The organism is Aeromonas sp. EERV15 (assembly GCF_900079845.1).
Taxonomy (GTDB): domain Bacteria; phylum Pseudomonadota; class Gammaproteobacteria; order Enterobacterales; family Aeromonadaceae; genus Aeromonas; species Aeromonas sobria.
Genome location: NZ_FKKY02000004.1, coordinates 25,927 through 52,166, shown reverse-complemented (window position 1 = coordinate 52,166; position 26,240 = coordinate 25,927). Strand labels below are relative to the sequence as shown.

The following is a 26,240-nucleotide window of genomic DNA, read 5'->3' as shown; positions in this document are numbered from 1 at the left end:
GGCAATGAGGGATCAGGGGCGTTTGGTGTAGATGGGGCTGGGGAAGGAGGCGACGTTGTTGCCCAGATCCGTGATGCGGGCCGCCCCCTGCTTTCTGACCTGATCGATGCGCAGCACCTGATGCATGGGGATCAGGGTGTGGCATACATCGGCAAATTCGCTCTTGAGCTTCTCATGACTGGGATCGACGATGAGCGCCGTGTGGTTGTCCCAGACAAAGTCGGCAATCTCGATAAAACCGAACAGCTGGCCCTGATTGACTTCGCGCACATAGACTTCGTAGCGCTCGCTGTGGCAAATAAACTGAACCCGATATAACGCCTTGCTTTCACTCATGATTATCTGTCATTGAGGGGGAGGAAGATGGCCATTATTCTAGCCGCCGTTGCGCTCCCCTCCAATAGACAGAAATCACAGTTGCATCCTTTCTATGTAACTCCCCATACCATGCAGGTCACGAAGTGACGCAGCCGCTCACAACATCAAGGCAGGCAGTGATACCGGCCCCAATTGCGCCGCGCGCAAGCGGTTGGCCAGCCGCTCCAGCTCGATTTGGCTAGCCTGCGGCCATTGCGCCGCCTCCCCGCGCACCCCGTGGTGGCGAAAGCCGTTGATGCGAATGGGCACTGGCCCAAGCCGCTGCAGGAAGGCGGTGAGATCCGGTTCCAGCTCACCACTCCCATCCAGAAAATCGCTCTTGCCCGGCACATGGAGCAGCCGCAGTTCGGCCAGCTTGCCGTGGCGTGCCAGCAGTTGCAGCGATGCCAGCACCCGCTCGCGGCCATAGCCGGTCAGGGTGTGATGCACCGAGTCGCGCCACCCCTTGAGATCGAGCATGGCGCCGTCGAGCACTGGCAGCAGTCGCTGCCAGCCGGTCTCGGCCAGCGAGCCGTTGCTGTCGAGCAGGCAACTGAGATGAGCCAGATCAGGCGCGGCCTTGATGGCGGTAAACAGCGCAACCACGAAGGGGAGCTGGGTGGTCGCCTCGCCGCCGGAGACGGTAATCCCGCTCAGTAGCGGGCCGTAGCGGCGCAGCAGGGCGAGCACTTCGGCCACCGTCATGGTGGCGGTCTTGGGATTGGCACTGCGCGGGCAGGCATCCAGACAAGCGTCGCAGTCGGTACAGAGCGCCGCCTGCCAGCGCACTCGGCGCTTGCCAGGGCGGCCCTCAGCAAGGGTGAGGGCGCCGCTCGGGCAGACCGCAAGGCAGTCGCCGCAATCGTCGCACAGCCCAATGGTGTGCGGGTTATGGCAACCGGGGCAGCGAAAGTTGCACCCCTGCAGAAACAGCACCAGCCGGTTGCCCGGCCCGTCGACACAGGAGAACGGCAGCACCCTGCTCACCAGGGCGCTGCGTGTTGGCAAGGCATCAGCCATCAGGAGCGAACTCAATACTCGCAGATGGTCGATTCGTGTGCGACCACTCGCGGTGCCCGCTGACGGATGGCGGTCACTTCACTCGCCTCGGCACCGAGGCAGGTGGTCTGCAACCGCGAGCCCTCCTCTGCGAAGCGGGCCACGTCGCTCTTGCGGATCATGTAGCCGGTCACCCGCACCAGATCGCTGTCGGCCACGTTGGCGGTGAACTCACGCATGCCGATGGCGAGTGCCCCTTTGCAGAGCTGCAGCAGCGCCTGCGGGTTCTGGCGGATGGTGGGGTCCAGCGTCAGGATCTCGCTGATCCCCGAGTGGTAATAGCTGTGGTGCGGCGCCAGCGCCAGCACATGGCTGGCGGGATCCGGCTCATGACCGTAGGGAATGCGCACCCCGGGGGTGACGGCCACATCGACGCTGAGGCCACCCTGAGAATGCAACAAAGCACGGCCACCCCAGGCATGGGTCTGCGGGGTCGTGGTCACATAGGCGGAGAGCTGGGCCGAGATGCGATAGCCAAGCTGGTTCGCCTCCTCGTTGTGGCCGTAGCGATCCGGCAGATTCTCTTTATCCATCAGGATATTGACCGCTTCCGCCATGCCGTAGATACCGAACATGGGGACGAAGCGATCCTCATCCAGCAGCCCTTCCTTGACCAGGAAGCTGTCGAAGAAGCCGGACTCATCATGGAGGAAAGCGGCACGCGCCTCGATCAACTGGGAGGCCAGACGGCAGTAGTGGGGCAGCAGGCAGCCGAGGAAATCATCGATCCCCTGACACTGCTCGGCGACCCGCTTGAGGGAGATACGCACCAGGGTATTGGCGCCACCGGCCTGCGGCAGGGCGTTGTAGCAGCTGACGATGCCAAAGCCGCGATTGTCGAATGTGTCGCGATGGATCGGGTAGTTGGCGATGTGCGGCTTGCTGCACTCGGCGATATTCTTAACCGCCTGCAGCAGCAGGCTGTCAGGGGTCTGCTCCGGATCGTGGAAGAAGGTGAGGTTCGGCGCCACCTGCTTGAGCTCGTTGTCGATGCGCAGGATCAGGCGGCAGATACGGTTGTCATCCGGCCCGATGTTGACGTGCATGAAGGCGTCCGGCAGCACCCTGTCCAGATAGACCCAGAACCCCTTCAGCTTGCGATAGAGGGTCTCGTCATCGAGCTCGCCGACAAACGGCAGCAGCAAATGGTCGAGCCGACCCAGCCAGACCGGCATGCCGGTGACGGAGGGGACATGGTGATAGAGGATGCGCAGGGCGTTGAGCGCCTCGTCGAAATCCTGCGGCGCCGCCAGCTCCAGCCAGGCTGAGCCCTGAGTCAGGAATTTTTCATAGTCCGGCAGCACATAGCGCGGCTTGTAGGGAGCATGCCCTTCGAACATGTCACAGAGAAATCCCTGATCCATCGCCTCGGCGACTGCGGCAGGCAGATCGGGGTAAGGCAAGGCATTCTCGGCGGTCAGCGCCAGGGCATGGCTCTTCTGGGCGGCAGAGAGATGGGGATCGCGCACGATGCGCTGACAGGTTTCGATCAAAGACATGGGACACTCCTTCACGGACAGAGCCCATATCCTCACCTTTTGCAGGCTTTTTTTGAAGTGACATTCACAACAATACGAATGTCTCAAAAAGACATCCACAAGAAAGGATCACACCCTAAACAGAACGGGGGCCTTGTCTGCCGACAAGGCCCCCGTTACGCGGATCAGGGCTCGATGACGATGGGCGTGCCCGGTTCGATGGCACTCCACACCTCATCAAGGTCATGGTTGAGCATGGCGATGCAGCCGTTGGTCCAGTTGGATGGCTGCAAGCGGCGGTTGCCAATGCTGTTGCGCTGACCGTGGATCATGATCATGCCGCCCGGACGAACGCCCAGCTCATTGGCTCGCTTGATGTCATCCAGATTCGGATAGTTGATATGGATGGCTTTGTAGTAGCCGGAATTGGTCTTCTTGTAGTCGAGGGTGTAGCGCCCTTCCGGCGTACGCTGATCCCCTTCCTGCTGCTTGTGCCCCTTGGGCGCCGGGCCCAGTGCAATCCAGTAGCGCTTCAGTTCTTTGCCATCCTTCATCAGGGTCAGGCTATAGGTCGACTTCTTGACCACCACCAAATCGGCTTTTTCGGTAAAGGCAAAACTCAATGCGGGCCAAAGCCCCAACAAACACAGTAATACGGCTCTCATTCCATCCCTCGACAAGCCTCTGGTGCGGGCTTTTCTTGTTACCAGATCATCTGAACTATGCCCGCCGAGCGGCGAGCGAGCGCCATGATATTGGATCGCCATCAATACTCAATATGCCCGGCAAAACATATCTTGCCGCTGCAAGGCCATCAGCCTTGAACGCCGTCATTTTGCGTTGGCAATTAACAGTTAAAACAACAAGATACCAAAAATTATCGCGCTGGCACCCGGGGCAATGATCGGCGAAGATAACACTCCACTCCCCGACAGGATCATGCCATGGGCTCTTCGTGCCGCCTCGCCACCCTGCTGTTCTCGCCGCTGCTGCTCTGGCTGCCCGCTACCTTCGCGGCCGATGCACTCTGGCTGCGCGAGCCAGCCCTCTCCCCCGATGGCAAGCAGCTTGCCTTCACCTGGCAGGGGCGCATTTTTGTGACCAGTGCTGAGGGTGGCCCCGCCACGGCGCTCACCGGCAACGACTACCTGAGCCAGCGGCCGGTCTGGTCGCCGGATGGCAAACAGCTCGCCTTTGCCGCCAACCTCTATGGCAACGAGGATGTGTTCGTGATGCCTGCCAGCGGCGGCGCCATGGTGCGCCTCACCCGCGATTCGCGCGCTGACCTGCCACAAGCCTTCAGCGCCGATGGCAAACGGCTGCTACTGAGCAGCCAGCGCCCCTGGTCAGCGGATGCCGACCACTTCGTGGCCGAAGGGATTCAGGGGAGCGCCCTCTACTGGACACCCATTGGCGGGGGGACGCTACAGGCGGATCTGCCGTTGCCCGCGACCCTGGCTCGCCCCCGTGGGCAGCAGCTCGCCTACCAGATGCCGGCGATGGATCAGCCCTTTCGCAAGCACCAGCACTCGTTCGCGGTGCCCCGCCTCTGGCTGTTTGATGGCCAGCAGCACCAACAGCTGACCGAAGATCGGGTTGCGGCCACCGATCCGGTCTGGAGCGACAAGGGGGATAGCCTCTTTTACCTGAGTGAGCGCAGCGGCGATTTCAACGTCTGGCGCCGCGATCTTGCCAGCGGTCAGGAGCAACAGCTGACCCACTATCAGGGCCATCCGGTGCGGGGGCTCAGCGCCTCCCGAGCCGGGGATCTGGTCTGGTCATGGCTGGGGGAGCTCTATCGCCTCGATGCCGGCAGCAGCGATCCACGCAAGCTGGCGATCACACCGCAGGTGGCCAGCGAACCGGATGAGGAGAGCCAACAGCTCACACTGGCGGACGAAGCGCTGGTCAATGAAGAGGGCAATGAGCTGATCCTGGTGAGCGAGGGAAACCTGTTTGCCGTCGATCCCGAACGGGAGCGAGTGCGCCTGCTCACCCGCTCCCCGAGCGAGCAATCCAGCCCCCTCTATGCCGAGCAGGGACACTCCCTCATCTACCTCTCCGAGCAGGATGGGACTGCCGCCCTCTATCGGCTGCACAAAACGCAACCGGATCGGCTATTCAGCGATCCCGGCACCCTGACCGAGAGCCTGCTGCTGGCCATTCCCGGCAAGGGGATCAGCCGACCGCGGCTCTCCCCCGATGGCAAGCAGCTCGCCTTCGTGGTGGATGGGCAAGCTATCCATCTGCTGGATCTGGCGAGCAACAAGGAGCGGGAGCTGGTGCCTGCCAGCTTCAACCCCTCGCGCCATGAGGCGCATTTCGCCTTTGCCCCCGACTCCCGCCATCTGGCTATCACCTTTCGCCCCGACTCTGCCCAGCAGGAGATCGCTGTCATCGACACCCGAGCCCCCAAGGCCAAGCCGGTCAATGTCAGCCTCAACGGCTATCAGGATGGAGCGCCAGCCTGGAGTCAGGATGGCGGTGTGCTCTATTGGCAATCGACCAAGTACGGGGTGCTGGCCGCCGATGGCGAACCCCTTGGCAACAACCTGCTCGGCATCTATAGCAGTCGTGCCGCCAAGGCTGACTTTCTGGCAGAACAAGTGCCCCCCAAGGAGGGCTATGGCTTTGAAACCGATCGCCTTGCCCATCGAGAGGCACTGCAACTGTTCCCTACCGGCAATCTGCTGGCCAGCCGGATCGTTGATGATCAGCTGATCTACCTGGTGGAAGAGATTGGCGCCAACGAGGAGAGCGAGATCAAGGGGTACGCCAGGGATCTGCGCAAGGGTGATACCAAGCTGCTGTTTGCCGAGCAACCGGGCCCGGCATTGGCCAGCCTCAATCAGCAGGCCACCCTCGCGACCCTGGTACGGGATGGGGAGATCAGCCAGATCACCCTGGAGTCTGGCGAAGCTATCACGGCCCCGTTCACTCTGCAGTCCGATGTCCGCTGGCAAGGACGGATGGAGGCCGCCTTCGATCAAATAGCCCGGCTCACCCGGGATGAGTTCTATCGGGATGATATGAACGGCGTGGAGTGGGATAGCTATGTCGCGTCTTACCGCCGCCTGCTGCCGGGTATCGGCAACCCGCGGGATTTTGGCAAATTGCTGGCAGAGCTGGCCGGTGAGCTGAATGTCTCCCACACCTGGGGGGATGGCCCGGCCCCCTTCCCGCGCATGGCGGACGACACCGCCAGCCTTGGCGGCTACTGGCAAGAGAGTGAGCACGGGGTAGTGCTCAGCGCCCTGCTGGCGGGCGGCCCGCTGGATCAGGAGAGCGATATCGCCCCGGGTGCTCGCCTGCTTGCCATTAACGGTGCCCCGATTGCCAATCTGGCCGAGCTGGATCAGGCCCTCAACCATCAGGCCGGTGCCCGGCTTGCCCTCACCTTCCAGCAAACCGGCAGCAAAGATCCTGACGAGATCGAAGTCAGCGCCATCGACCTGCAACAGGAATATCGCCTGCAACTCGATAGCTGGATTGCCAAGCGGCGAGAGCTGGTCGCACAACTGAGCGATGGCAAGGTGGGCTATGTCTATCTACCGGAGATGAACAGTGCCGTCTATGAAGAGCTGGTGGCGGAGGCGCTCGGGCGACTGCGCAGCAGTGAGGCGCTGATCGTCGATGTTCGCTTCAACAAGGGGGGATATCTGGCCAATACCCTGGTGGAGTTCCTGACCGGCAACGGCAGCACCAAAGGGATGGCCAGCAGCTGGCCACGGCTTGGCAAGGGAGAGACCGACGCAGCCACCCGCCAGTGGACCAAGCCCTCGGTGGTGCTGGTCAATGCTGGCAGCTACTCGGAAGGGTCGGCCTTTCCCGAATACTACCGCGCCCTGAAGATTGGTCCCATTGTCGGAGAGCCAGTGCCGGGCACCGGCACCATGGTGTATAGCCACGACTCGCGGTTGATCCCGGGGCTGGCCTACGGCATTCCGACCCTGGGGCTGCGCAAGCCGGACGGCACCTTCTATGAGAATCAGGAGCTGATCCCGGACGTGCAGGTACCGCTCACCCCCGCCGACATGGTGGCCGGGCGCGACCCGCAACTGGCGGCGGCGGTACACGCCGCGCTCAAGCAGTTGCCAGCCAGCGCCCGGTAACGGTCAGAGCTCAACGAAAGCGAAACAGCTCGCGATGCAGACGCCCGTCCGGCAACAGCCGGGTCAGGGCGTCTGCCATCCCCTCGGGCCCGCAAAACCAGACCGAGCCAGAGGCACGCTGTGCGACACGAGCCAGATCCAGTCGCCCCTCGACTTTATCCAGATGCAGCTGGTAACTCACCCCGGTACGCTGGCAAAGTTCAGCCAGCCGCTGTTGATAGACGGCGCCCGCCATATCTGGCGCGCACTGGATCAGGGTGATCCCCTCGCCACGGCCACCTTGTGCAGCCAACGACTCCAACCAGGCGACAAAGGGGGTGATACCGATCCCGGCGCCCAGCCAGAGAGATCTACCCTCCCCAACCGGCGCCACAAAGGCGCCATAGGGCCCGGTCACCACCACACCATCCCCCACCCGAGCCTGTGCCACCAGCTGACGGGTGTGATCCCCGAGCGCCCGCACCGCGATCACCAGTTGCCGCCGATCCGCTGACACCCGCACCAGGGTAAAAGGATGCGGCCCCTCCTTGGCATCAAACTCGAAGAAGGCAAACTGGCCTGGGCGATAGTGGGTCAGCGGCCTCTCCAGTTGCATGGTCAACTCGCAGGTCTGATCCGCCAGCGCCCGTACCGCAATGACCCGGCCCGGATGGCGATCCCGCGCCCCCACTAGCCCCAGCAGAGAGTAGAGGGCGCCGATAGCCCCCAGCCCACCGACCAACCAGATCGATATCCCCACGGGGGTCATGGCCCCCACCTGAGGCAACAGGCAGAGCCCGTGGCCCCAACCCGCCAGATAGATGATCGGTGCCAGCCGGTGGATCAGTCGAAAGCGGCCATAACTCACCAGTGCCAGCAAGCTCACCACCACCAGCGCGGTCAGCAGATAAAAACTCCACTCCCCCAGGGTATTGCCAAGGGCATGGAGCGAGATGCCATTGCCTGCACCTGATCCGGCGCCAGCTCCGACACCGCTGGCCCCACGCCGGGCGGGACGACTCAGCCAGCCTGCCGAGACCGCCCACTTGGGGGCCTCCACCAGCAGCCAATGAGCGGTCAGCGCCAATGCACCCCCGATGGCCGTCTGACGGTGCAACCGCAACATCCGATCCAGACCGCCACACCAGACCTCCAGCTGCGGCAGGCGCAACGCCAGCACCAGCGAAATCGCCATATAGGTCAATCCCAGCAGGCCAGTGAGCAACAACATCTCATGGCGCCAGGGCCACACCCCGTTGGCATCCCCCGCATAGCCCAGCCACCAGACCCCGACCGCCAGCAGCGGCAACAGCCACCACATCCGTTTGCCCGTCATAACATGCTCCTTGGTTCCCTCGCTGCAGGGCCTCATCTCCCTGCTCATGACGCCATTAAAAACCCTACTAGTCACAAGACTTTGCCAGAGGGGGAAGCTTGTGTGGCAATGTGTGACAAACGGAAACAATGGAGACCCCGAACGGCCCCCCTTGTCGCGCTTGCTGGCTTGCCCTCTCTTCATGCGGAATAGTGCAACTGTTGTCTCTGGGTTGGTTGACACCCTGCCAGCAAAAGGAATCAAATGGGGACTGTTCATATCTGCGGTGAGAGAACCCATTACCCGCCCACGGACAAGGAGAACCCCTTGCTTGCATCCACCGAAAAACGCTTCTGCCCCAGCTGTCAGCGCGAGACCAACCATGTCGTGGTGCTGGTCGACAAATCCTTTGGCAAACAGCCGACACCGGAGCAAAAGCGAAGAGAGTTTATCAAGGACTTCATTACCGGCTGGGCGGCAGGCCCCTTTCTGGCCAACATGGATCGCTTTGAACGCCATGTCATCTGTGAACATTGCGGAAAAAAGGTAATCGATGAGTAGTGAATAATGAGTAAACAATGGCAGGAAGGTCCCCCCTCCTGCCAGTTGCCTATTCAGAACAAGCCTGCCTCCATAACATCACTTACTGCACGCGGCTCAGCTCCTCTCTGACATCCCCAACAAAATAGCGCTGGGTAATCCACGCCTCAAAGTCGGCCAGCATGCGGGTTTCCGACTCGCGGTTGTCGGCGATAAGCTCGGCGCCATGTACCACCCGGATATGGGCATCGAGCGGGGAACCCTCACCCGTAGCCGGACGTTTCTGGGCGGCGGCCATGCAGGCCTGAGCCTGTTGCCACGCCTCGGCGGCGCTCAGGTTGCACGCCTCGGCCAGCGGCACCGCGCTGAATCCCTCGCCAGTCAGGCTGCGCAGGGTCTCATCGTGACTCATGCCGTTGCCCGGCCCCCAGTAGTGGGCGGCCAGATCCGGCCCGATGCGCGGGTTGTCGGTGAGGTAGCCATCCCGTTTCAGGAAGTAGCCACGGGTCTGTTCCACCGCCATCAGTGCCAGCAAGTAGCCGTGATAGGCGCAGGCCGACTCCTGATTAAGGAGGTGCGGAATGGCCAGCAGCGGACGCGGGCTCTCGACCCCGACGATCTTGCGCTCCCACTGGCGGGCCAGCGCCAGCACTGCATCGGGAGTGCGCTCGGCCTCATCCATGGCATAGAGATCCCGCTCGAAGTAGGCCACCAACGCAATCTGGCGCTCGTTGAAGGCACGAAACGGCTGGCGTGCGGCGATCATCTCCTTGATGAGGGCATCGGGAATAACCTCTCCCGCCGCGTTTCTGGCATAGCGTTTGAGCCAGTCAGCATCGTCCAGCAGGCTGTCGCAGAACATCGACTGGGTCTCGGCATAGGCCATGGAGGTTGGCGGAAACTCCTGCGAGAAGCAGGGGGCGTTGCCGGTGACATTGGCAAAGTGGGCGGCGTGGCCCCCCTCGTGGAACAGGGTATTGAGGCCGTTCCAGCCGCTGCCCACCTGCGCCGGGTCGGCCAGGCTGGTGAAGTTGACCACCGCCGGCACCCACTCGCCCTGCTGGAAGAAGCTCGGCACCGGGCCGTGGCAGAAGCCGTTCTCGTATTTCCCCTCCCGAGTCAGCAAGTCCAGCGTCAAAGTCGCCCCGCGATACTGGATGCCGAGACGGCGGAAGCTCTCGACCCAATCCTTCAGCGCCCGCGAGAAGGGCACATAGGGGTCGAGCTGGCGGGTCACGTCGCCGCTCACGCTGTAACGCAGGTTGTGGGGCAGCAGGGCCGCCTCCCCCTTGGCTGCTTTCAGCTCGGCGAGGCTCTGTTGCAGCCGGACGTCGGTGCGGGCAATGAAGTCGTCGAGGATGGCGAACAGTTGCTCCGGGCTCATCTGCTCGTTCTTGCGCACCTTGTAGTCGAAGTAGTCGCGATAGCCCATGGCGCGGGCAAAGCGGTTGCGGATCGCCACCACCTCGAGAAAACCGTTGCCGACCACCCACTGCTCCAGGGTGTGGAACATGGCGAGCGCGCTCTGGCGAACCGCCTCGTTCGGGCTGGCGGCGAGCGAGGTGCTGGCGGCAGGCAGACTACCGGCCACTTGCTGCCCCTGCTCGTCCAGCAAGGTCAGCTTCAGCTCCTTGCGGCGGGCGAACAGATCCGCCTCGGCAGCCACCAGCTCATCCATCAAGGCGGCAGCGGCGGGATCTTCGATGACGTTGCACTCGAAGAAGGCGATCCAGCCTTGCAGACCGAGTTTGAGATCGTCCTCTTCGGCCTGCGCCAGCATCTCCCGCAATTCGGGAAGGCGGGCCGGATTGGCACAAAAGGCCTTGTAAGCCTGCTCGGCTGCGGTGAAACCGGGCTGATCGTCGCTGGTGCCCATATAGGTGGACCAGAAGAGATCCTCCTTGCACCTGTGTACCTGCAGGTAGTCGGCGTTGAGCTGGTTGAAGTAATTCCTGGCAATGGAACTCATAAATTCCCTCTTGTTATGGGGGCACCCGCAGCGGGGCCCACTCCTTATTTTTTGCTGAAATGCCAAACCATTCACACTCTTTGGCAAAAATGGCGCAGGGACGCGCATGAACACGCTACCAAAAAGTGAGTATCGCTGTCTGCTGGCTATACTGTTGTCAAAACACTCATTTGAAAAAGGCCGACGAACGGCTGCAACAATGAGTCGTTAATTTATGAAACTAGGCTACCGCGGTAACGAGCCACGTCACATCAATAGGGATAATGAGGGTTTCGTCATGTTCAAGCTCGGTGATATCACTGTGAGCCGCAAATTGATCTTGCTGCTCACGGTCGCATTTGTCGGTTTTATCTCGCTGCTGTTTATCTCGGCCAATGCACTCCAGCGCAATCTGATGAGCGAGCGAGAGGCGCGGCTCAATGCGGTACTGGGGCAGACCATGAGCCAGATCCAGTTTCTGGCCAGCACCTTGCCAGCAGAGCAGGCGCAGCAGGAAGCGCGCAAGCTGCTGACCAACACCCGCTTTGATGGCAACAACTACCTGTTTGTCATCGACGAGAACCGCACCATGCTAGTGCACCCTATCCGCCCCGAGCTGGTCGGTCAGAAGATGGGGGAAGGGGGGGCCGCCACCGCAGGGCAGTTCTGGTTCCAGATGGTGGATATCGCCAAAGGGGGAAAACAGGGCACCCTGCAATATGTCTGGACCGGTCCGTCAGGCGAAACGGCTGACAAGCTCTCCATGGTCTCCGGCTATCAACCCTGGGGCTGGATCCTCGGTTCAGGCATGCTACTGCAGGATATCCAGCAGACCATCTGGGCCCAATACATGAAAATGGGTACCGCCACCGCCATCGCGGTCTTGCTGATGGGGCTGCTGGGCTGGCGCATCACTCACTCCATTGTCGCCCCCCTCAATCAGATCAACCACGCCATGCAACGGGTTGCCAAGGGCGATCTGGTGGTGAGCATCCCGGTGCACGGCAAGGATGAGTTGGGTATGGTCGCCCGCTGCACCAACCAGAGTCTGGATGCCATCCGTCACGCCCTGCTGGAAGCAAGTCTGGGGGCCCGCAACGTGGCGGATGCCGCCCTGCGCATCGCCGCCTCTGCCGAGCAGACCAACCAGGCTGTCACCAGCCAGCGGGATCAACTGGCCCAGCTCGCCACCGCCATGAACGAGATGAGTGCCACCATCACCGATGTGGCGGGTCATGCTGAAAATACCGCCCGCGATACCCAGGATGCCACCAGTGAAGCAGGCTTGGGCAACCAGGATGTCCATGCCAGCGTTCACGGTATTCAGGCGCTGGCTACCGAGGTGGAACAGGCAACCGTGCAAGTCAATCAGCTCAAGGAGGGGGTGATGCAGATCAGCGAAGTGACGGCTGTTATCAGCGCCATTTCGGAACAGACCAACCTGTTGGCCCTCAATGCCGCCATCGAGGCAGCACGGGCCGGCGAGCAGGGCCGTGGCTTTGCCGTGGTGGCCGACGAGGTGCGCCAGCTGGCCAGCCGCACCCGCCAGTCCACCGAAGAGATCCAGAGCACCATTGCCCAACTGCAACAGCGAGCCGTTAGTGCAGCCAGCGCCATGGATGCCAGCCGCAAACTGGCGGAGAGCAGCGTCAATCAGTCACGCCAGGCAGGTCAGGATCTCACCCAAATCGTCAACCGCATCCAGCATGTGAGCGATATGGCGACCCAGATTGCCACCGCTGCCGAGCAGCAGAGCATGGTAGCCGAGGATATGAACCGCAACGTCAGCGGCATCAACGACTCGGCGCTGGAGATGTCCCAGTCCGCCTCACAACTGGCCCAAGAAAGTGAGCTGCTTGCTGGCCTCTCCCGCAGTCTGGATGAGCGGCTTGCGGTGTTTAAACTGGGCAAGGAGTCGACTATCACCCCGATGCAAATCCCCCATGCAAGCCCCCGAACCGTCACAGAACAGAGCGCCCGCCACTGATCCACGACACAATCATCGCCAGCAACAAGGCTGGCGATGATTGACCACAGCTAAAACCACCAAAGCCACATTGCGCGCACAACTTAAGGCACAAAAAAGCGACACGACCACTTGGCGCGATAACAAAGGAAAAAAGAAAAACAGATACTTAAGCAGACAATAGGTCAGCCTGAAATCTCAGTTAAACGTTTATTCTTAACACATTAATCATTGATTGATATAGTCTCTCAGATTATCTGGCTCCGGCCACCTTACATAGTCAATTGGCAAACTGATTGTAAAATCAGGACGCAAAGCCTCCGGTCCTTCGACACTGCAGGATAGCGGGGTTACCACTCCATCCATGGGGTGCTGACACCCGCCAGCTATCGCCCATTGACTGCCCAGTTCTAGTTCCCAGAGGAATATATGGCAGCAAACACCCACCTTAGTCATGCCGCAGCGGCACTGGCACTACTGGTCAGCGGCAGCGCCCTGGCCCACGGTTATATTAGCCAACCCGAAAGTCGCAACTACCTGTGCAAGACCGGCGGCAATAGCCAGTGTGGCGGCGTGCAGTGGGAGCCACAAAGCGTGGAAGGCCCCTCCGGCTTCCCGCAGTCTGGCCCGCAAGATGGTCAGATCGCCTCGGCGGGCAGCCCGCGCTGGAGCGAACTGAACGTTCAGACCAGCGATCGCTGGACCAAACGTGATGTACAAGCTGGCCCCTTTGCCATCAGCTGGACCTTCACCGCCAACCACGTGACCCGCAACTGGCGTTACTACCTGACCAAGCAGGATTGGAACCCCAACCAGCCGCTGACTCGCGCCTCGTTTGACCTTAATCCCTTCTGCGTCATTGAAGGCAACATGGTGCAGCCACCCAAGCAGGTCACTCATCAGTGCAACCTGCCAGAGCGCACCGGTTACCAGGTCATCCTGGGTGTGTGGGAAGTGGGTGATACCGCCAACAGCTTCTACAACATGATTGATGCCCAGTTCAAGGATGGCAATCAGCCACCGCTGGAGTGGAGCCAGGCTGGCACCATCTATCCCTCCATCGATCTGACCATCGGCGACAAGGCAGTAACCCGGGTATTCGATGCCATCGGCGAGCGCCACGAGCTGCAGACCGTGCTGACCATTACCAGCAATGAGCAAGGCCTGAAAAATAACTGGACTCATGCGCTGGCAACCAAGATCAACGCCGAGCAGAGCCAGATCCGCGCCGGCCAACAGAGCGCCAATGGCGAGTTCAACCCGATCTACGGCATGAACCCTGTCTATCTGAAGCGCGGCAGCAATCTGGAGCGAGTCGAGATTGACCTGCTGCAACTGAAACCACCGGTCGTAGACACCGTCAGCGTCAGCGGTTTGGCCAGCGACTATGTGCTTGAAGATGGCAAAGTCACTCTCGATTTTACCGTTACTGCACAAGGGGATCTGGCCGTCACCAATACCCTGTATGACCACGGCGGTGTCGCCAAAGGCCAGAGCAGTGCCGATATCAAGGACAGCAGCCACACCTTCAGCATGGCACTGGAAGGGCTCAAAGCAGGCCATCATCAACTGGTGATCAAAGGCATGCCAAAAGCAGGCGGCGAAGCCATCCAGCAGACCATGGACCTGATGTTTAAAGAGGCAAGCAGTGGCGGCGACTACCAGTTCGTCTTCCCGAACGACATCAAGTCCTACACCGCCGGTACCAAGGTACTGCAGCCGAAAAATGGCAAGGTCTATCAGTGCAAGCCGTTCCCCTACAACGGCTACTGCGTGCAGTGGGCCACCACCGCCACCCACTATGAGCCGGGTGTCGGTTCCAACTGGCAAGATGCCTGGATTGAACTGAACTGATCCCGCACCGGGCCATGACACCATCAATAAAACGGGGAGCCATTGGCTCCCCTTCTTGTCTTCTCTTCCGACCTCAAATCTGGAAGTCGATGGCGGGCTCGCTGCCCATGGCGCGGGCCTGAATATCCGCCAGCGCCAGCTCGGGGTTGCAGAGCTGGATAAACTGCCAGGCGAAGTTGTGATGGAACTGCCCCTGCTTGAGGCCAATCCAGGCGGTGTGCGGGGCAAACAGATGGCTGCCGTCGAGCTGCACCAGCCCCTGATCGCGCTGGGGATCGAACGCCATATCGGCCAGAATGCCGACCCCCATCTCCAGCTCGACATAGGTCTTGATGACATCGGAGTCCTGCGCCGTCAGCAGGATCTGCGGCTCGATGCCCGCCTCGGCAAAGGCCTCGTCCACCCGTACCCGCCCGGTCAACCCGGCTTGATAGGTGACGATGGGCCAGTTGGCCAGCGCCGCCAGGGTCAGAGCCCGCTCGCCAGCCAGCGGATGGTGCTCGGGCACCACGATGTTGTGGTGCCAGCGGTAGTAGGGAAATGCCACCACCCCTTCGCTCTTGTCGAGCTGCTCGCTGCTGATGCCGATATCCACCTCGCCGGTCTGCACCAGCCGCACTATCTCCTCCGGGCTGCCCTGACGCAGCTCCAGCTGCACCAGCGGGAACTGCTCGCGAAACGCCTTCACCACCCGCGGCAGCGCATAGCGGGCCTGGGTATGGGTGGTCGCCACCAGCAAGCGACCCGAGTCGCGGTTGGCAAAGGTGCTGGCCAGTTTGCGGATATTGTTGGCGTCACCCAGGATACGCTCGGCAATCACCAGCAGCTCCTTGCCCGGCTCGGTCATGCCGAGCAGCCGCTTGCCGTAGCGGATAAATAGCTCGATGCCAAGCTCCTCTTCCAGCTCGCGGATATGGCGGCTCACCCCGGATTGGGAAGTAAAGAGCGCGTTGGCCACCTCGGTCAGGTTGTAATCCCGCCGCGCCGCCTCCCGGATAATTCGTAACTGCTGAAAATTCACTTTGTCGCCTCCTGCGAAGGATGGCGACACGGCTCGGCCACCCCCTTGTTTTTGTTATATGGCCGGGATCACGCCCGGCTGACAGCCTGAACCGGGTGGTTCCACCGCCCGTAACACAGCATCAAATCTGGTAGTCGGGATAGAACTGCGCCTGTCTGGCCACCAGCCTCACCCCCTGCCCCGGCGCAAATAGTTTGGCCGCCTCTTTGGTCAGCTCCGCCTCATAGTGGGCACCTTTGGTCTCGCCATCGCCACGCAGCTCCACCCGAATGCGGGGCCCCATGGGCAGCAAGCGGGTAATGGTGGCGCGGATCCCGCCCGGCGCATCGGCTGGCAAGATCTCCAGCTCATGGGGACGCACATAGGCGATGGCGGCACTGCCGTGGGCCAGATGAGAGGCCGACGGCCCGCCGAGCAACTGCTCTCCGATACCGAACCCCTGCTCGGCTACCCGGCCGCGAAACTGGTTGACGCTGCCAAGGAAGCTGTGGACGAAGGAGCTGGCAGGCTGGTCGTAGACCTCGGCCGGGGTGCCGATCTGCTCGACCCGTCCGGCGTTCATCAGCACCACCCGATCCGCCACCTCCAGCGCCTCTTCCTGATCGTGGGTGACGAACAGGCTGGTGACGTGCAGCTCGTCGTGCAGCTCGCGCAGCCAGCGGCGCAGCTCCTTGCGCACCTGGGCATCGAGGGCGCCGAAGGGCTCGTCCAGCAGCAGCACCTTGGGCTGCACCGCCAGTGCGCGGGCCAGTGCGACCCGCTGGCGCTGACCGCCGGAGAGCTGGGTCGGGTAGCGCTCGGCCACGTGGCTAAGCTGCACCAGATCCAGCAGCTCCTTGACCCGGGCGCGAATGGCCGCCTCCGCCGGGCGCTCACTGCGCGGCTTGACCCGCAAGCCAAACGCCACGTTCTCAAACACCGTCATGTGGCGAAACAGGGCGTAGTGCTGGAATACGAAGCCGACGTTACGCTCACGCACGTGCAGGTCGGAGGCATCCTCGCCACGGATGATGACGCTGCCACTGTCGGCCTGCTCCAGCCCGGCGATGATCCGCAGCAACGTGGTCTTGCCACAACCGGAGGGACCAAGCAGCGCCACCAGCTCACCGTCGTGAAAGTCGAGGTTGATGTCTGCCAGCGCCGCGTACTGATTGAAATGCTTGTTAAGTTGTTGAACCTGAATGCTCATGGATGCCTCTTCTCAATAATCGTCAAATCAGTGGGACTTGGTAGGCTGACCACGCAACCGGGCCAACAGGGTTTCCCCCAGCAGGGTGAAGATCCCGAACAGGGCCAGCAGGCTGGCCACCGCAAAGGCGGCGCCGGTCTGGTACTCGTTGTAGAGGATCTCGATATGCAGCGGCAGGGTGTTGGTCTGGCCGCGAATATGGCCGGAGACCACCGACACGGCGCCAAACTCCCCCACCGCCCGGGCGGTACAGAGCAGCAGGCCATACATCAGGCTCCAGCGGATGCCGGGCAGGGTGACCCGCCAGAACATCTGCAGGCCGCTCGCCCCCAGCATGATGGCCGCCTCCTCCTCTTCCGGGCCGCGTGCCTCCATCTGGGGCAGCAGCTCGCGTACCACGAAGGGCACGGTAATAAAGGTGGTGGCCAGGATGATCCCCGGCGTCGCGAAGATGATCTTGATGTCGTGCTCGCTCAGCCAGTCACCAAACCAGCCGCGGCTGCCAAACAGCAGCACCAGCATCAGACCGGCAATCACCGGCGACACCGAAAACGGCAGATCGATGATGGTGATGAGCAGCTGACGACCGGGAAAGCGGAAACGGGCGATGGCCCAGGCCGCCGCGATCCCGAACAGCAGGTTGAGGGGAACCGCGCAGAGGGTCACCAGCGCGGTGAGGCCAAGGGCGCTCAGGGCATCCGGCTCGCTGATGGCGTGCCAGAAGAAGGCGAGCCCCGGCGTCAGCGCCTGAATAAAGACGGTGGCCAGCGGCAGCAGCAACAGGGCGGCAAACCAGCCGAGACCCACAGTGATCAGCAACCACTTGACCCACTGGGGTTCGCGGATCACGACCGGTGCCTTGCGAACAGGGGCCGCCTCCACAGGGGCGACCTCAATGGCGATAGCAGATGAACTCATATCCGGCTCCCTCCGATGCGAGACCAGCTCCAGGCCTGCAACTTGTTGATTAGCAGTAACAAAATGAATGAAATCAGCAGCATCACCACGGCGATGGCGGAGGCGCCCGCGTAGTCGTACTCCTCCAGATGGCTCATGATCATCAGCGGCGCGATTTCGGAAACCATCGGCAGGTTGCCTGCGATAAAGATGACAGAGCCGTACTCCCCCACCCCGCGGGCAAACGCCAGCGCAAAGCCGGTGAGCAGGGCCGGCACCAGAGTCGGCCAGAGCACCCGCAGAAAGGTCTGCCAGCGATCGGCGCCGAGGCTGGCGGCCGCCTCCTCCTGCTCGCTCTCGGCCTCCCGCAGCACCGGCTGCAGGGTGCGAACCACAAACGGCAATCCGATAAAGGTGAGGGCAATCACCACCCCGATTGGGTTGTAGGCGAGTTCGATACCAAAGGGGGCGACCCACTGACCAATCCAGCCGTTGGGGGCGAAGATGGCACACAGGGCGATACCGGAGACGGCGGTCGGCATGGCAAATGGCAGGTCGATCAGCGCATCCACCAGTCGGCGACCGGGGAAGCTGTAGCGCACCAGGATCCAGGCCAGGATCAGCCCGAACAGACTGTTAAGCAGCGCCGCAATAAAAGCCGCGCCGAAACTCAGGCGAAAAGAGGCGAGCACTCGCGGCGAACCGATCACCTGCCAGAACTCGGCGGCGGTCAGGTTGTTGACCGCAAACAGCACCAGTGCCGAGAGCGGTAACAGCACCAGCACGCCCAGATAGAGCAGAGTGAAGCCAAGGGTGGGGCCGAAACCCGGCAAGACAGAATAAGAACCAAATCGCATAACACGTCCGTCTGTTATGAATAATTTAAGATATGGTGATTCTGCGCACTCTTCCTGTCAGCAACAAACACCGTTTGCGACTTTGCTAATTACTTTTTTGTCTAACAACGGTGGGACAAGGCTTTTAGAGCGATCCAAATAAAAAAAGGTCTTTTATATAAATAAAAGACCTAAGAAATGGAGCAATACGGAGCGCAACATTCAAAGAACAGGGCATGGCGCAACCAGCGAACCGCGCGATCGCCAGCCCTCCAACCACTTCACAGATAACTAGCGAAAACCGAGCACCACGGGCCGAGCAGAGGCGGCCTTGACCGGTGCCACCACCAGCTCGCCGCGACGATATAGAGCACCCAGCAAATTCAGCCCCTGATGCCAATCCCCATGACCGGATTGGGCATTGATATGGCCCGCCTCACCGGCATCAAACAGCGGCACCTGCCACTGACGGCTCCAGTATTCGGCCCGCTCAAAGCTCATCCAGGGATCGTTGCGGCTGGCCACCAGCTGGGCCGACACCTGCAGCGGCTCGGCCAAGGCCTCATCCACAATGCCAAAACGGGCGGGATCGGCGGGGGCCACCAGAAAAATCGAGGCGACCTTCTCCGGCTGCAAGCGGGCCGCCGCGATGGCGGTCAGCGCGCCGAAGGAGTGGGCCACCAGATGGACCCTACTGCGACGACTTTTAAGCTTGCTCGCCAGCTTGGCACTCCAGACCCTGAGGTCTGGCTTGTCCCACGGCAACCCCGTCATGCGCTGCCATTGGGGAAAGTGATCGTGCCAGCGGCTCTGCCAGTGATCCGGCCCGCTGTTGTGCAGACCGGGAACCAGGAGGATCTTGTTCATCTTGGTGCTCCTATCGGCTGGCACAGGGGCCAGTTCAGTGATGGATATAGCGGCTATCAACGACCCGGCTGGTAGATCTGGTCAAACAGACCACCCTGGGCGAAGTGCTTCTTCTGGGCCTTCTCCCAATCCCCTTCCAGATCCTTGACGGTAAAGAGGGCAAGCTGCGGGAACTGCGCCGCCGTCTCCTTCAGGATCGCCGGGTTGCTGGGGCGATAGTGATGTTTGGCGACGATATGCTGCCCCTCGTCGGAGTAGAGGTAGTCGAGGTACGCCTTGGATACCGCTTCGGTGCCATGCTTCTTGGCCACCTTGTCCACCACCGCAACCGGCGGCTCCGCCAGAATGGAGACAGAAGGCACTACCAGCTCGAACTTGTCGCTGGCACCCGCCTGACCAAGCACCAGCAGGGCTTCGTTCTCCCACGCCAGCAGCACGTCACCGAGACCGCGCTCGGTAAAGCTGGTTGTGGCACCGCGAGCGCCGGAGTCGAGCACCTTCACGTTCTTGTAGAGATCGCCGACAAACTGCTTGGCCCCCTCTTCACTGCCGCTTTTTTTCAGGGCGTAACCCCAGGCGGCCAGATAGTTCCAGCGCGCCCCGCCGGAGGTCTTGGGGTTGGGGGTGACGATGGCCACATCCTTGCGCACCAGATCATCCCAATCCTTGATCTGCTTGGGATTGCCCTTGCGCACCAGGAAAACGATGGTGGAGGTATAGGGTGCGGCATTGTTGCCGAGGCGGCTCTGCCAGTCGGCGGCGATTAATCCCTCCTTGGCGATGGCATTGACGTCATAGGCCAGTGCCAGCGACACCACGTCGGCCTCCAGCCCATCCACCACGGCGCGGGCCTGCTTGCCGGAACCACCGTGAGACTGGCTCACCACCACGTCATCGCCAGTCTTCGCCTTCCACTCCTTGGCAAAAGCGGCGTTGTACTCCTGAAACAACTCGCGGGTCGGATCGTAGGAGACGTTAAGCAGGCGGATCTCGGCGGCATTGGCCTGGCCAAATGCCAGCAGGGAGAGCAGGGTCAGGGCGGTCATTCGCAGTTTCATGGTGATACTCCATATCTCGTTGGGTTGAGAGCAGCATGCCGTGGAGTTGTTATGCCGAGAAGAAAGAAATAGCTCTTTGCTTATCTCTTTTGTTCATATCAGCCCCTCACCCCGCACAGGGAGCCGGACGCAGACTCTGTGAGCTATGCCCCTCTGCCACCTTGAACCCTGTGCCATCATGGGAACAAGGCAGACAGATGACGAAAAGGAAGTCGTTATGTGGATCAATGCAGAACCCGTCAATGGCGCCCTGGTCTCGCTGGCCATCGGCCTTATCATCGGGCTGGAGCGGGGCTGGCAGGTGCGCCAGCTGGGGGATAACCAGCGCATCGCCGGGATGCGTACCTACGGCCTCATCGGCCTGCTCGGCGGGGTCTGTGCCCTGTTGCTGCCCACTCTGGGCCCCTGGCTGCCGCTGCTCGGCCTGCTGGCGGTGGTGATCGGCTGCGGCCTCTCGGTCTGGCTGGCCCAGCGCTGGCAGGGGGAGTTTGGTCTCACCAGCTCGGTGGCCATGCTGCTCACCTACCTGCTGGGGCTGATGTCGGTGCTGCTGAGCCCGAGCGAGGCGGTCGCCTGCGCCGTACTGGCGGCCCTGCTGATGGGGCTCAAGGGCAAGATCCAGCAGGGGATGCTGTTTCTGAGCGAAACCGAGTTTCACGCCACCCTGCGCTTTCTGCTCATCTCGCTGGTGCTGCTGCCGGTACTCCCCAACGAGGAGATGGGCCCCCTCGATGCCTTCAACCCCTTCAAGATCTGGCTGATGGTGGTGGTGATCGCCGGCATCTCTTTCTGTGGCCACTTCGCGGTACGGCTGCTCGGTACCCGCGCTGGGCTGGTGCTCACCAGCATACTGGCAGGATTGGCCTCCTCCACCGCCCTCACCCTGCAGTTCGCCCGCCTCAACAAGGAACAAGGGGGGCTGGAGCGGCTGCTGGCTACCGGCATCCTGCTGGCGGGGGCCACCATGTGGTTGCGACTGCTGGTGCTGGTGTTGCTCATCCACAACGAGCTGGCGATGCGCCTGGCCGCTCCCCTGTTGCTGCTGGCGGCCACCGTCTACGGCTTTGCCTTCTGGTTCTGGCGCCAACGCGAAGAGCTGACCGACGGCCCGGTAAAACCGGAAACCAGCAACCCCCTCGACCTGCCAACCGCCATCAAGTTTGGCCTGCTGCTGGCGCTGATCGGCTTTATGGCCACCCTGCTGCAAGACAAGGTGGGCAACTCCGGGGTCTATCTGCTGGCGCTGGTGTCAGGCATCACCGATGTGGACGCCATCACCCTCTCCCTCTCTCAGCTCTCCCACAAGGAGCTGGCGCTGGAGGTGGCCGCTCGCGGCATTCTACTGGCCGGGCTGGTCAACTCGCTGGTGAAGGGGTTGCTGGCACTTGGCATCGGCGGTCGCAGTCTCGGGCTGCGGGTGCTGCTCCCCTACTTCGTCTCAGCCCTGCTGATCCTGCCCCTTATCTGGCCTGCAGGTTGACGGGGATCATCTGCAACAAGTGACAGACTGACCCCCCCCCTGACTGTCACGTATACTGCCCGCTCTTGCAGCATGAGGAGGTAGCAATGGCGAGCGACTGGGACAAGGTACTGGCAGGCGGGGCACTGGATAGCCAGAGCGAGGAGATAGCCAACGACCGTATTCGCGGGCAGGCGCTACTGGCCCAACTCAATGGGTCATCTGCGGGCGATGGCCCTCTGCGCCAGCAGATCTGTCGCGACCTCTTTGGCCACTGCCCCGACTCCTGCTGGATCAGCACGCCATTTACCTGCGAGTTTGGCCGCAACATCCATATCGGCGAGAAGACCTTCTTCAACTTCAACGTCACCATTCTCGACGTGGGTGAAGTGCACATCGGCAGCCATGTGCTGCTGGCCCCCAACGTGCAGATCTACACCGCCACCCACACCATGAACTATCTGGAGCGACGCAACTGGACTGCCTACAACAAGCCGGTGCGGATCGGTGACGACTGCTGGATTGGCGGCGGCGCCATCATCTGCCCCGGCGTCACCATAGGGCCGCGATCCATCATTGGCGCGGGCGCCGTGGTCACCCGCGACATCCCGGCCGACTCGGTGGCGGTGGGCAATCCGGCCAAGGTGATCCGCACCCTCAAGCAGGATGAGGAGCGCTGCTGGGAGCTGGCCCAGTGATGGCGCTGGCACTGCTGCCACTGGGCGCCGCCCTCTGGCTCGGCCTCAACGGCCAGCAGTGGTGGCCGCTGGGGATACTGCTGACCATGAGTCTGCTCACGGTGGCCGCATACGCCTGGGACAAGCGGCAAGCGGTGCGCGGCGAATGGCGCATTCCCGAATCCCGCCTGCATCTGCTGGAGCTGTGCGGCGGCTGGCCGGGGGCGCTGGTGGCCCGCCAGTGGCTGCGCCACAAGACCCAGAAGCGCAGCTACCGGCTGGTGTTCTGGTTTATCGTGCTGCTGCACCTGACCCTGTGGGGACTTTGGTTTGGCCGCCCTCTCTGGCAGCAATAGCCACCCGGGTAACAAGGTGGTGGCTTGGCCGCCGCCCCCTCTGGCAGCAATAGCCAACTGCATCACAAAGGCGAAACAGGCCCCATTGCGGCCAATTGGCGGCTATGAGAAAACAGAGCTGATCCATCAGCGCTGTCGCCGTTTATGACGACTGTATTTATAACGACAAGGAGTCGTGACATGACCATGTGGACAGGCATCGTCCTGATCGTTTTTATCAGCCTATTGTTCGGATACCTCGGCAAGCGGGCTCGCTACCAGATGGGGGATGCCCGCATCACCGACCGCCTCGGCAAGCAGGATCTGGTCATTCGGGAATTGCAGGAGCGGGTCGCCAATCTGGAGGCGATCGTCATCGAAGAGGAGAAGCGGCGCCCGTTTCGGGAGCTGTGATTTTTCGCCATCAGGCGTCAGATAACCAAAATTCAAATCAAAGAAAGAGGGCTGCATGATGCAGCCCTCTCTCGTTTGAACAGATTCAGATTGCCAGCGGCAGCAACTCCGCATAATCGCGGAACATACCGGGGAAAGCGGTGAGCTCCCCCATACGCCTGCCAACACCTGACGCCGCGTCAGATTGCCAGCGGCAGCAGCTCGGCGTAATCCCTGATCGCCGGAAAAGCGGTGATGCTCTGTTCGGGCTTGCAGCTGTCGGGATTCTGGATCGCCAGCTGATAACCGATGCCATAGTCGGCGGCGGCCCGCAGGATCCGCTCGCTGTCATCCACAAACAGGGTGCGGGCCGGATCGAATACCAGCCGCTGCGCCAGCGCCTGCCAGCAGTGCTGGCTCTCTTTCGACCAGCCCAGCTCGTGGGTGCTCACCATCAAATCCAGATGGTCGGCAAGGCCAAGCTGCGCATCCTTCACCGACAGGCTGGCGGGGTGGGCGTTGGTGAAGAGCACCAGCTGCTTGCCCGCGGCGCGCAGCTCGGCCAGAAAAGGGATGGCGTGAGGGCGCCACTGGATCTTTGCCAGCAGCTCCTGCTTGAGGGCGCGAATATCGAGCCCCAGGGTCTCGCTCCAGTAATCCACGCAGTACCAGTTGAGGGTGCCGTTGACCGCCTGATAGTGCACCTCGATCTGCGCCTTTGCCTCAGCCAGTGGCAGACCGAGCCGCTCGGCGTAACGCTCTGGCACCAGCTGCTGCCAGAGGTGGTTGTCAAAATGCAGATCGATCAGGGTGCCATCCATATCAAGCAAGACGGTATCAATCTGGTGCCAGGGTAAGGTGGTAGAGCGGGAGTGTGGCATCGGGTCTCTTGATCTCGGTGTCGCGGAAGAAATGGAGCGGCAGTATAGCGGATTTTTCCTCCCCCTTTGCCCTCCCTGGCCCGTGGTGTTCGGTGTGAGAGTCGTTTACTCTTGAAGCACTATTTTTTAACGAGCAGCCAGCGTCTGATGAGCGACCCCCACAAGAGCAAACCCGAGCAAATCTCTGCCGACCAACTGGATCACCCCAAGTGCAAACCAGAGATCCTCAAAGCCGATATCGTCGCCGAGAGCCGACTGTTCAAGGTGGAATCGCTACACCTCAAGTTCTCCAATGGCGAAGAGCGGGTCTACGAGCGGATGCGCGGCGGTAATCGTGGCGCCGTCATGGTGGTGCCACTGTTCGATGCCCACACCCTGCTGCTGGTGCGCGAATATGCCGCGGGCACTCACTCCTACGAGCTGGGCTTTCCCAAGGGGCTGATCGACCCGGGCGAAGATGCCTTCGAGGCGGGCAACCGGGAGCTGATGGAAGAGGCGGGCTTTGGTGCCAACAACCTGACCCTGCTCAAGCAGGTGTCGCTGGCCCCCGGTTACTTCTCCAGCCGGATGGATATCCTGCTGGCGCGGGACCTCTTCCCCGAGCAGCGGATCGGCGACGAGCCGGAGCCCCTCGAGGTGATCCCCTGGCCCCTCAACCGGATCGACGAATTGCTGGCACGACCCGACTTCACCGAGTCGCGCAGCATCAGTGCCCTGCTCTTGGCCCAGAAGTGGCTGGCGGAGCAGGCAGAGTAGCCCGCAGACGGGCAGTTAACAGACAGAGGATAACGAGATGCAGGAGTTGTTGGCCTGGGTGCCGGGGGTCAAGGAGATTGCCCGCGAAGCCGGAAGGATCCTTCACGACATCTATCACGGCGGTCAGTTCGAGCGTCAGCTGAAGGTGGATGCGACCCCGGTCACCAGTGCCGATCTTGCTGCCGATGCCTACCTCAAGCAGGCGCTGTCGGCGCTCACCCCCCATGTGCCGGTGCTGACCGAAGAGGCGGCCGACATCCCCTTCAGCCAGCGATCCAACTGGCGGCAGTACTGGCTGGTGGATCCCCTCGACGGCACCGGTGAGTTCATCGCTGGCAGCGGCGATTTCGCCACCCTGATCGCGCTAGTGCGGGACAACGTACCGGTGCTCGGGGTCATCTATGCCCCCGAGTCTGACGTGCTCTACTGGGCGGTACGCGGCTACGGCGCCTTCAAGGAGGTGAATGGCGAGACCCTACCCATCAGCGCCATGCATCACGAGCATGATCAGCCCGACTCGCTGGTGGTGGCTATCAGCCGCCGTCAGAAGCTGGAGAACCTCACCCGCCGCCTCAACCCGGCCATCAACTATGAGCTGATCCCGCTCGGCTCCAGCTCCCTCAAATCCTGTCTGGTAGCGGAAGGGGCGGCCGATTGCTACGTGCGGCTCGGCCCTACCGGCGAGTGGGACACCGCCGCCGCCCAGTGCATCGTCGAGGCGGCTGGTGGCCGCATCCTCAGCCTGGCGTTGCAGCCGCTCAGTTACAACGAAACCGAGTCGCTGGAGAACCCGGACTTTATCGTGATGGGGGATCCGGATCTCGCCTGGGGCAGCATTCTGGCCCACTAGGCGGCTCGAGACGTCACCACGCCAAGCAATCAGGCGGCCCAATGGCCGCCTGATTTTTCAGGGTAGTTGCCCGGGGTAATGGCCGGAGTGATCCGCTGCCCAAGGCCTACCTGAACAGCGTGATACGCTGGCAAAGCAGCGAAATGACAGTGAAACATCACAATCGGTCGGTGAGAAATGGTGCGGCTTTTCATGTAATCCTGAAAATGCACCATTAGCCAAAATAAAAAAATGAGTCGAGATCAAATTTTGGTTTTATATTTCACAAAATCAATCAATGTCAGTTTTGTTGCATTATGTGATCCAGATTCCATTCCCAATATCACTGGCTAAAGTAAGCAATGGCAGTGATATGTTTCAGCCCCGCTTTTTGAGAATTAAATCCCGATAAACCACAATAAACTCAGATTAAA

The 26,240-nt window shown here is 61.4% G+C and carries 23 protein-coding genes and 1 riboswitch; of the genes, 10 read left to right on the top strand and 13 right to left on the bottom strand.

Features of this window, described 5'->3' with window-relative positions:
• Positions 1-12 precede the first annotated feature (12 nt).
• From BN4575_RS04580 to BN4575_RS04565, 4 genes are all read right to left on the bottom strand, one after another.
• The gene (locus tag BN4575_RS04580; protein WP_068977323.1) at positions 13-336 is read right to left on the bottom strand and encodes a DUF1820 family protein; all 324 of its coding nucleotides are present in this window, start codon (positions 334-336) and stop codon (positions 13-15) included.
• Positions 337-474: 138 nt separating this feature from the next.
• On the bottom strand, positions 475-1,377 hold the full coding sequence (locus BN4575_RS04575; RefSeq protein WP_068977322.1) for a YjjW family glycine radical enzyme activase: 903 nt from the start codon (positions 1,375-1,377) through the stop codon (positions 475-477).
• Positions 1,378-1,388: 11 nt separating this feature from the next.
• Entirely contained in the window at positions 1,389-2,915 is a 1,527-nt protein-coding gene (locus BN4575_RS04570; protein WP_068977321.1) for a YjjI family glycine radical enzyme, read from the bottom strand.
• Positions 2,916-3,079: 164 nt separating this feature from the next.
• A complete protein-coding gene (locus BN4575_RS04565; RefSeq protein ID WP_042024159.1) occupies positions 3,080-3,559 on the bottom strand; it encodes a L,D-transpeptidase family protein in 480 nt (159 codons plus the stop codon).
• Between the two features lie 279 nt (positions 3,560-3,838).
• On the opposite strand from BN4575_RS04565, the gene BN4575_RS04560 reads away from it, so the two are divergent.
• Positions 3,839-7,006 (top strand): S41 family peptidase, encoded by a 3,168-nt coding sequence (locus tag BN4575_RS04560; RefSeq protein ID WP_068977320.1) that lies wholly within the window; start codon positions 3,839-3,841, stop codon positions 7,004-7,006.
• 10 nt (positions 7,007-7,016) lie between these two features.
• Here the strand turns inward: BN4575_RS04560 and BN4575_RS04555 are convergent, their stop codons facing one another.
• Positions 7,017-8,321, bottom strand: a complete 1,305-nt coding sequence (locus BN4575_RS04555) for a ferredoxin reductase family protein (protein WP_068977319.1) — start codon at positions 8,319-8,321, stop codon at positions 7,017-7,019.
• Between the two features lie 306 nt (positions 8,322-8,627).
• On the opposite strand from BN4575_RS04555, the gene BN4575_RS04550 reads away from it, so the two are divergent.
• Positions 8,628-8,861 (top strand): hypothetical protein, encoded by a 234-nt coding sequence (locus tag BN4575_RS04550; RefSeq protein ID WP_068977318.1) that lies wholly within the window; start codon positions 8,628-8,630, stop codon positions 8,859-8,861.
• Positions 8,862-8,943: 82 nt separating this feature from the next.
• Here the strand turns inward: BN4575_RS04550 and BN4575_RS04545 are convergent, their stop codons facing one another.
• A complete protein-coding gene (locus BN4575_RS04545) occupies positions 8,944-10,809 on the bottom strand; it encodes a M3 family metallopeptidase (RefSeq protein ID WP_068977317.1) in 1,866 nt (621 codons plus the stop codon).
• Between the two features lie 277 nt (positions 10,810-11,086).
• On the opposite strand from BN4575_RS04545, the gene BN4575_RS04540 reads away from it, so the two are divergent.
• Both BN4575_RS04540 and gbpA read left to right on the top strand, forming a co-directional pair.
• Complete coding sequence (locus tag BN4575_RS04540; protein ID WP_068977316.1) at positions 11,087-12,775, top strand: methyl-accepting chemotaxis protein; 1,689 nt, start codon at positions 11,087-11,089, stop codon at positions 12,773-12,775.
• A 255-nt stretch (positions 12,776-13,030) separates the two neighbouring features.
• A riboswitch (cyclic di-GMP riboswitch) is annotated at positions 13,031-13,112 on the top strand.
• Between the two features lie 71 nt (positions 13,113-13,183).
• Entirely contained in the window at positions 13,184-14,608 is a 1,425-nt protein-coding gene (gbpA, locus tag BN4575_RS04535; RefSeq protein ID WP_068977315.1) for an N-acetylglucosamine-binding protein GbpA, read from the top strand.
• A gap of 73 nt (positions 14,609-14,681) precedes the next feature.
• Here the strand turns inward: gbpA and cbl are convergent, their stop codons facing one another.
• The 6 genes from cbl to BN4575_RS04505 all read right to left on the bottom strand — a co-directional run bounded on the left by cbl (position 14,682) and on the right by BN4575_RS04505 (position 20,476).
• Entirely contained in the window at positions 14,682-15,629 is a 948-nt protein-coding gene (gene cbl, locus BN4575_RS04530; RefSeq protein WP_068977314.1) for an HTH-type transcriptional regulator Cbl, read from the bottom strand.
• Between the two features lie 121 nt (positions 15,630-15,750).
• Positions 15,751-16,818 (bottom strand): sulfate/molybdate ABC transporter ATP-binding protein, encoded by a 1,068-nt coding sequence (locus tag BN4575_RS04525; protein ID WP_042024145.1) that lies wholly within the window; start codon positions 16,816-16,818, stop codon positions 15,751-15,753.
• Positions 16,819-16,845: 27 nt separating this feature from the next.
• Positions 16,846-17,736, bottom strand: coding sequence for a sulfate ABC transporter permease subunit CysW (cysW, locus tag BN4575_RS04520; RefSeq protein ID WP_033113998.1), 891 nt, complete (start codon positions 17,734-17,736; stop codon positions 16,846-16,848).
• Positions 17,733-18,572 (bottom strand): sulfate ABC transporter permease subunit CysT, encoded by an 840-nt coding sequence (cysT, locus tag BN4575_RS04515; protein WP_068977313.1) that lies wholly within the window; start codon positions 18,570-18,572, stop codon positions 17,733-17,735. Before cysT ends, cysW begins: the two co-directional genes overlap by 4 nt.
• Positions 18,573-18,842: 270 nt before the next feature.
• Positions 18,843-19,418: an RBBP9/YdeN family alpha/beta hydrolase gene (locus BN4575_RS04510; protein WP_068977312.1), complete on the bottom strand. Its 576-nt coding sequence runs from the start codon at positions 19,416-19,418 to the stop codon at positions 18,843-18,845.
• 56 nt (positions 19,419-19,474) lie between these two features.
• On the bottom strand, positions 19,475-20,476 hold the full coding sequence (locus BN4575_RS04505) for a sulfate ABC transporter substrate-binding protein (RefSeq protein WP_068977311.1): 1,002 nt from the start codon (positions 20,474-20,476) through the stop codon (positions 19,475-19,477).
• A 217-nt stretch (positions 20,477-20,693) separates the two neighbouring features.
• On the opposite strand from BN4575_RS04505, the gene BN4575_RS04500 reads away from it, so the two are divergent.
• The 4 genes from BN4575_RS04500 (at position 20,694) to BN4575_RS04485 (ending at position 23,361) form a co-directional block, all read left to right on the top strand.
• Positions 20,694-21,956, top strand: a complete 1,263-nt coding sequence (locus BN4575_RS04500; RefSeq protein WP_068977310.1) for an MgtC/SapB family protein — start codon at positions 20,694-20,696, stop codon at positions 21,954-21,956.
• Positions 21,957-22,042: 86 nt separating this feature from the next.
• Entirely contained in the window at positions 22,043-22,633 is a 591-nt protein-coding gene (locus BN4575_RS04495; protein WP_068977309.1) for a sugar O-acetyltransferase, read from the top strand.
• Complete coding sequence (locus BN4575_RS04490) at positions 22,630-22,968, top strand: DUF1294 domain-containing protein (RefSeq protein ID WP_068977308.1); 339 nt, start codon at positions 22,630-22,632, stop codon at positions 22,966-22,968. Before BN4575_RS04495 ends, BN4575_RS04490 begins: the two co-directional genes overlap by 4 nt.
• A gap of 180 nt (positions 22,969-23,148) precedes the next feature.
• On the top strand, positions 23,149-23,361 hold the full coding sequence (locus BN4575_RS04485) for a hypothetical protein (RefSeq protein WP_068977307.1): 213 nt from the start codon (positions 23,149-23,151) through the stop codon (positions 23,359-23,361).
• Between the two features lie 179 nt (positions 23,362-23,540).
• On the opposite strand, the gene yrfG is transcribed toward BN4575_RS04485, so the two are convergent.
• Positions 23,541-24,221, bottom strand: coding sequence for a GMP/IMP nucleotidase (gene yrfG, locus BN4575_RS04480; RefSeq protein WP_068977306.1), 681 nt, complete (start codon positions 24,219-24,221; stop codon positions 23,541-23,543).
• Positions 24,222-24,368: 147 nt separating this feature from the next.
• On the opposite strand from yrfG, the gene nudE reads away from it, so the two are divergent.
• Both nudE and cysQ read left to right on the top strand, forming a co-directional pair.
• On the top strand, positions 24,369-24,977 hold the full coding sequence (gene nudE / locus BN4575_RS04475) for an ADP compounds hydrolase NudE (protein WP_068977305.1): 609 nt from the start codon (positions 24,369-24,371) through the stop codon (positions 24,975-24,977).
• Positions 24,978-25,014: 37 nt separating this feature from the next.
• Entirely contained in the window at positions 25,015-25,827 is an 813-nt protein-coding gene (gene cysQ / locus BN4575_RS04470; protein WP_068977304.1) for a 3'(2'),5'-bisphosphate nucleotidase CysQ, read from the top strand.
• Positions 25,828-26,240: the final 413 nt, after the last annotated feature.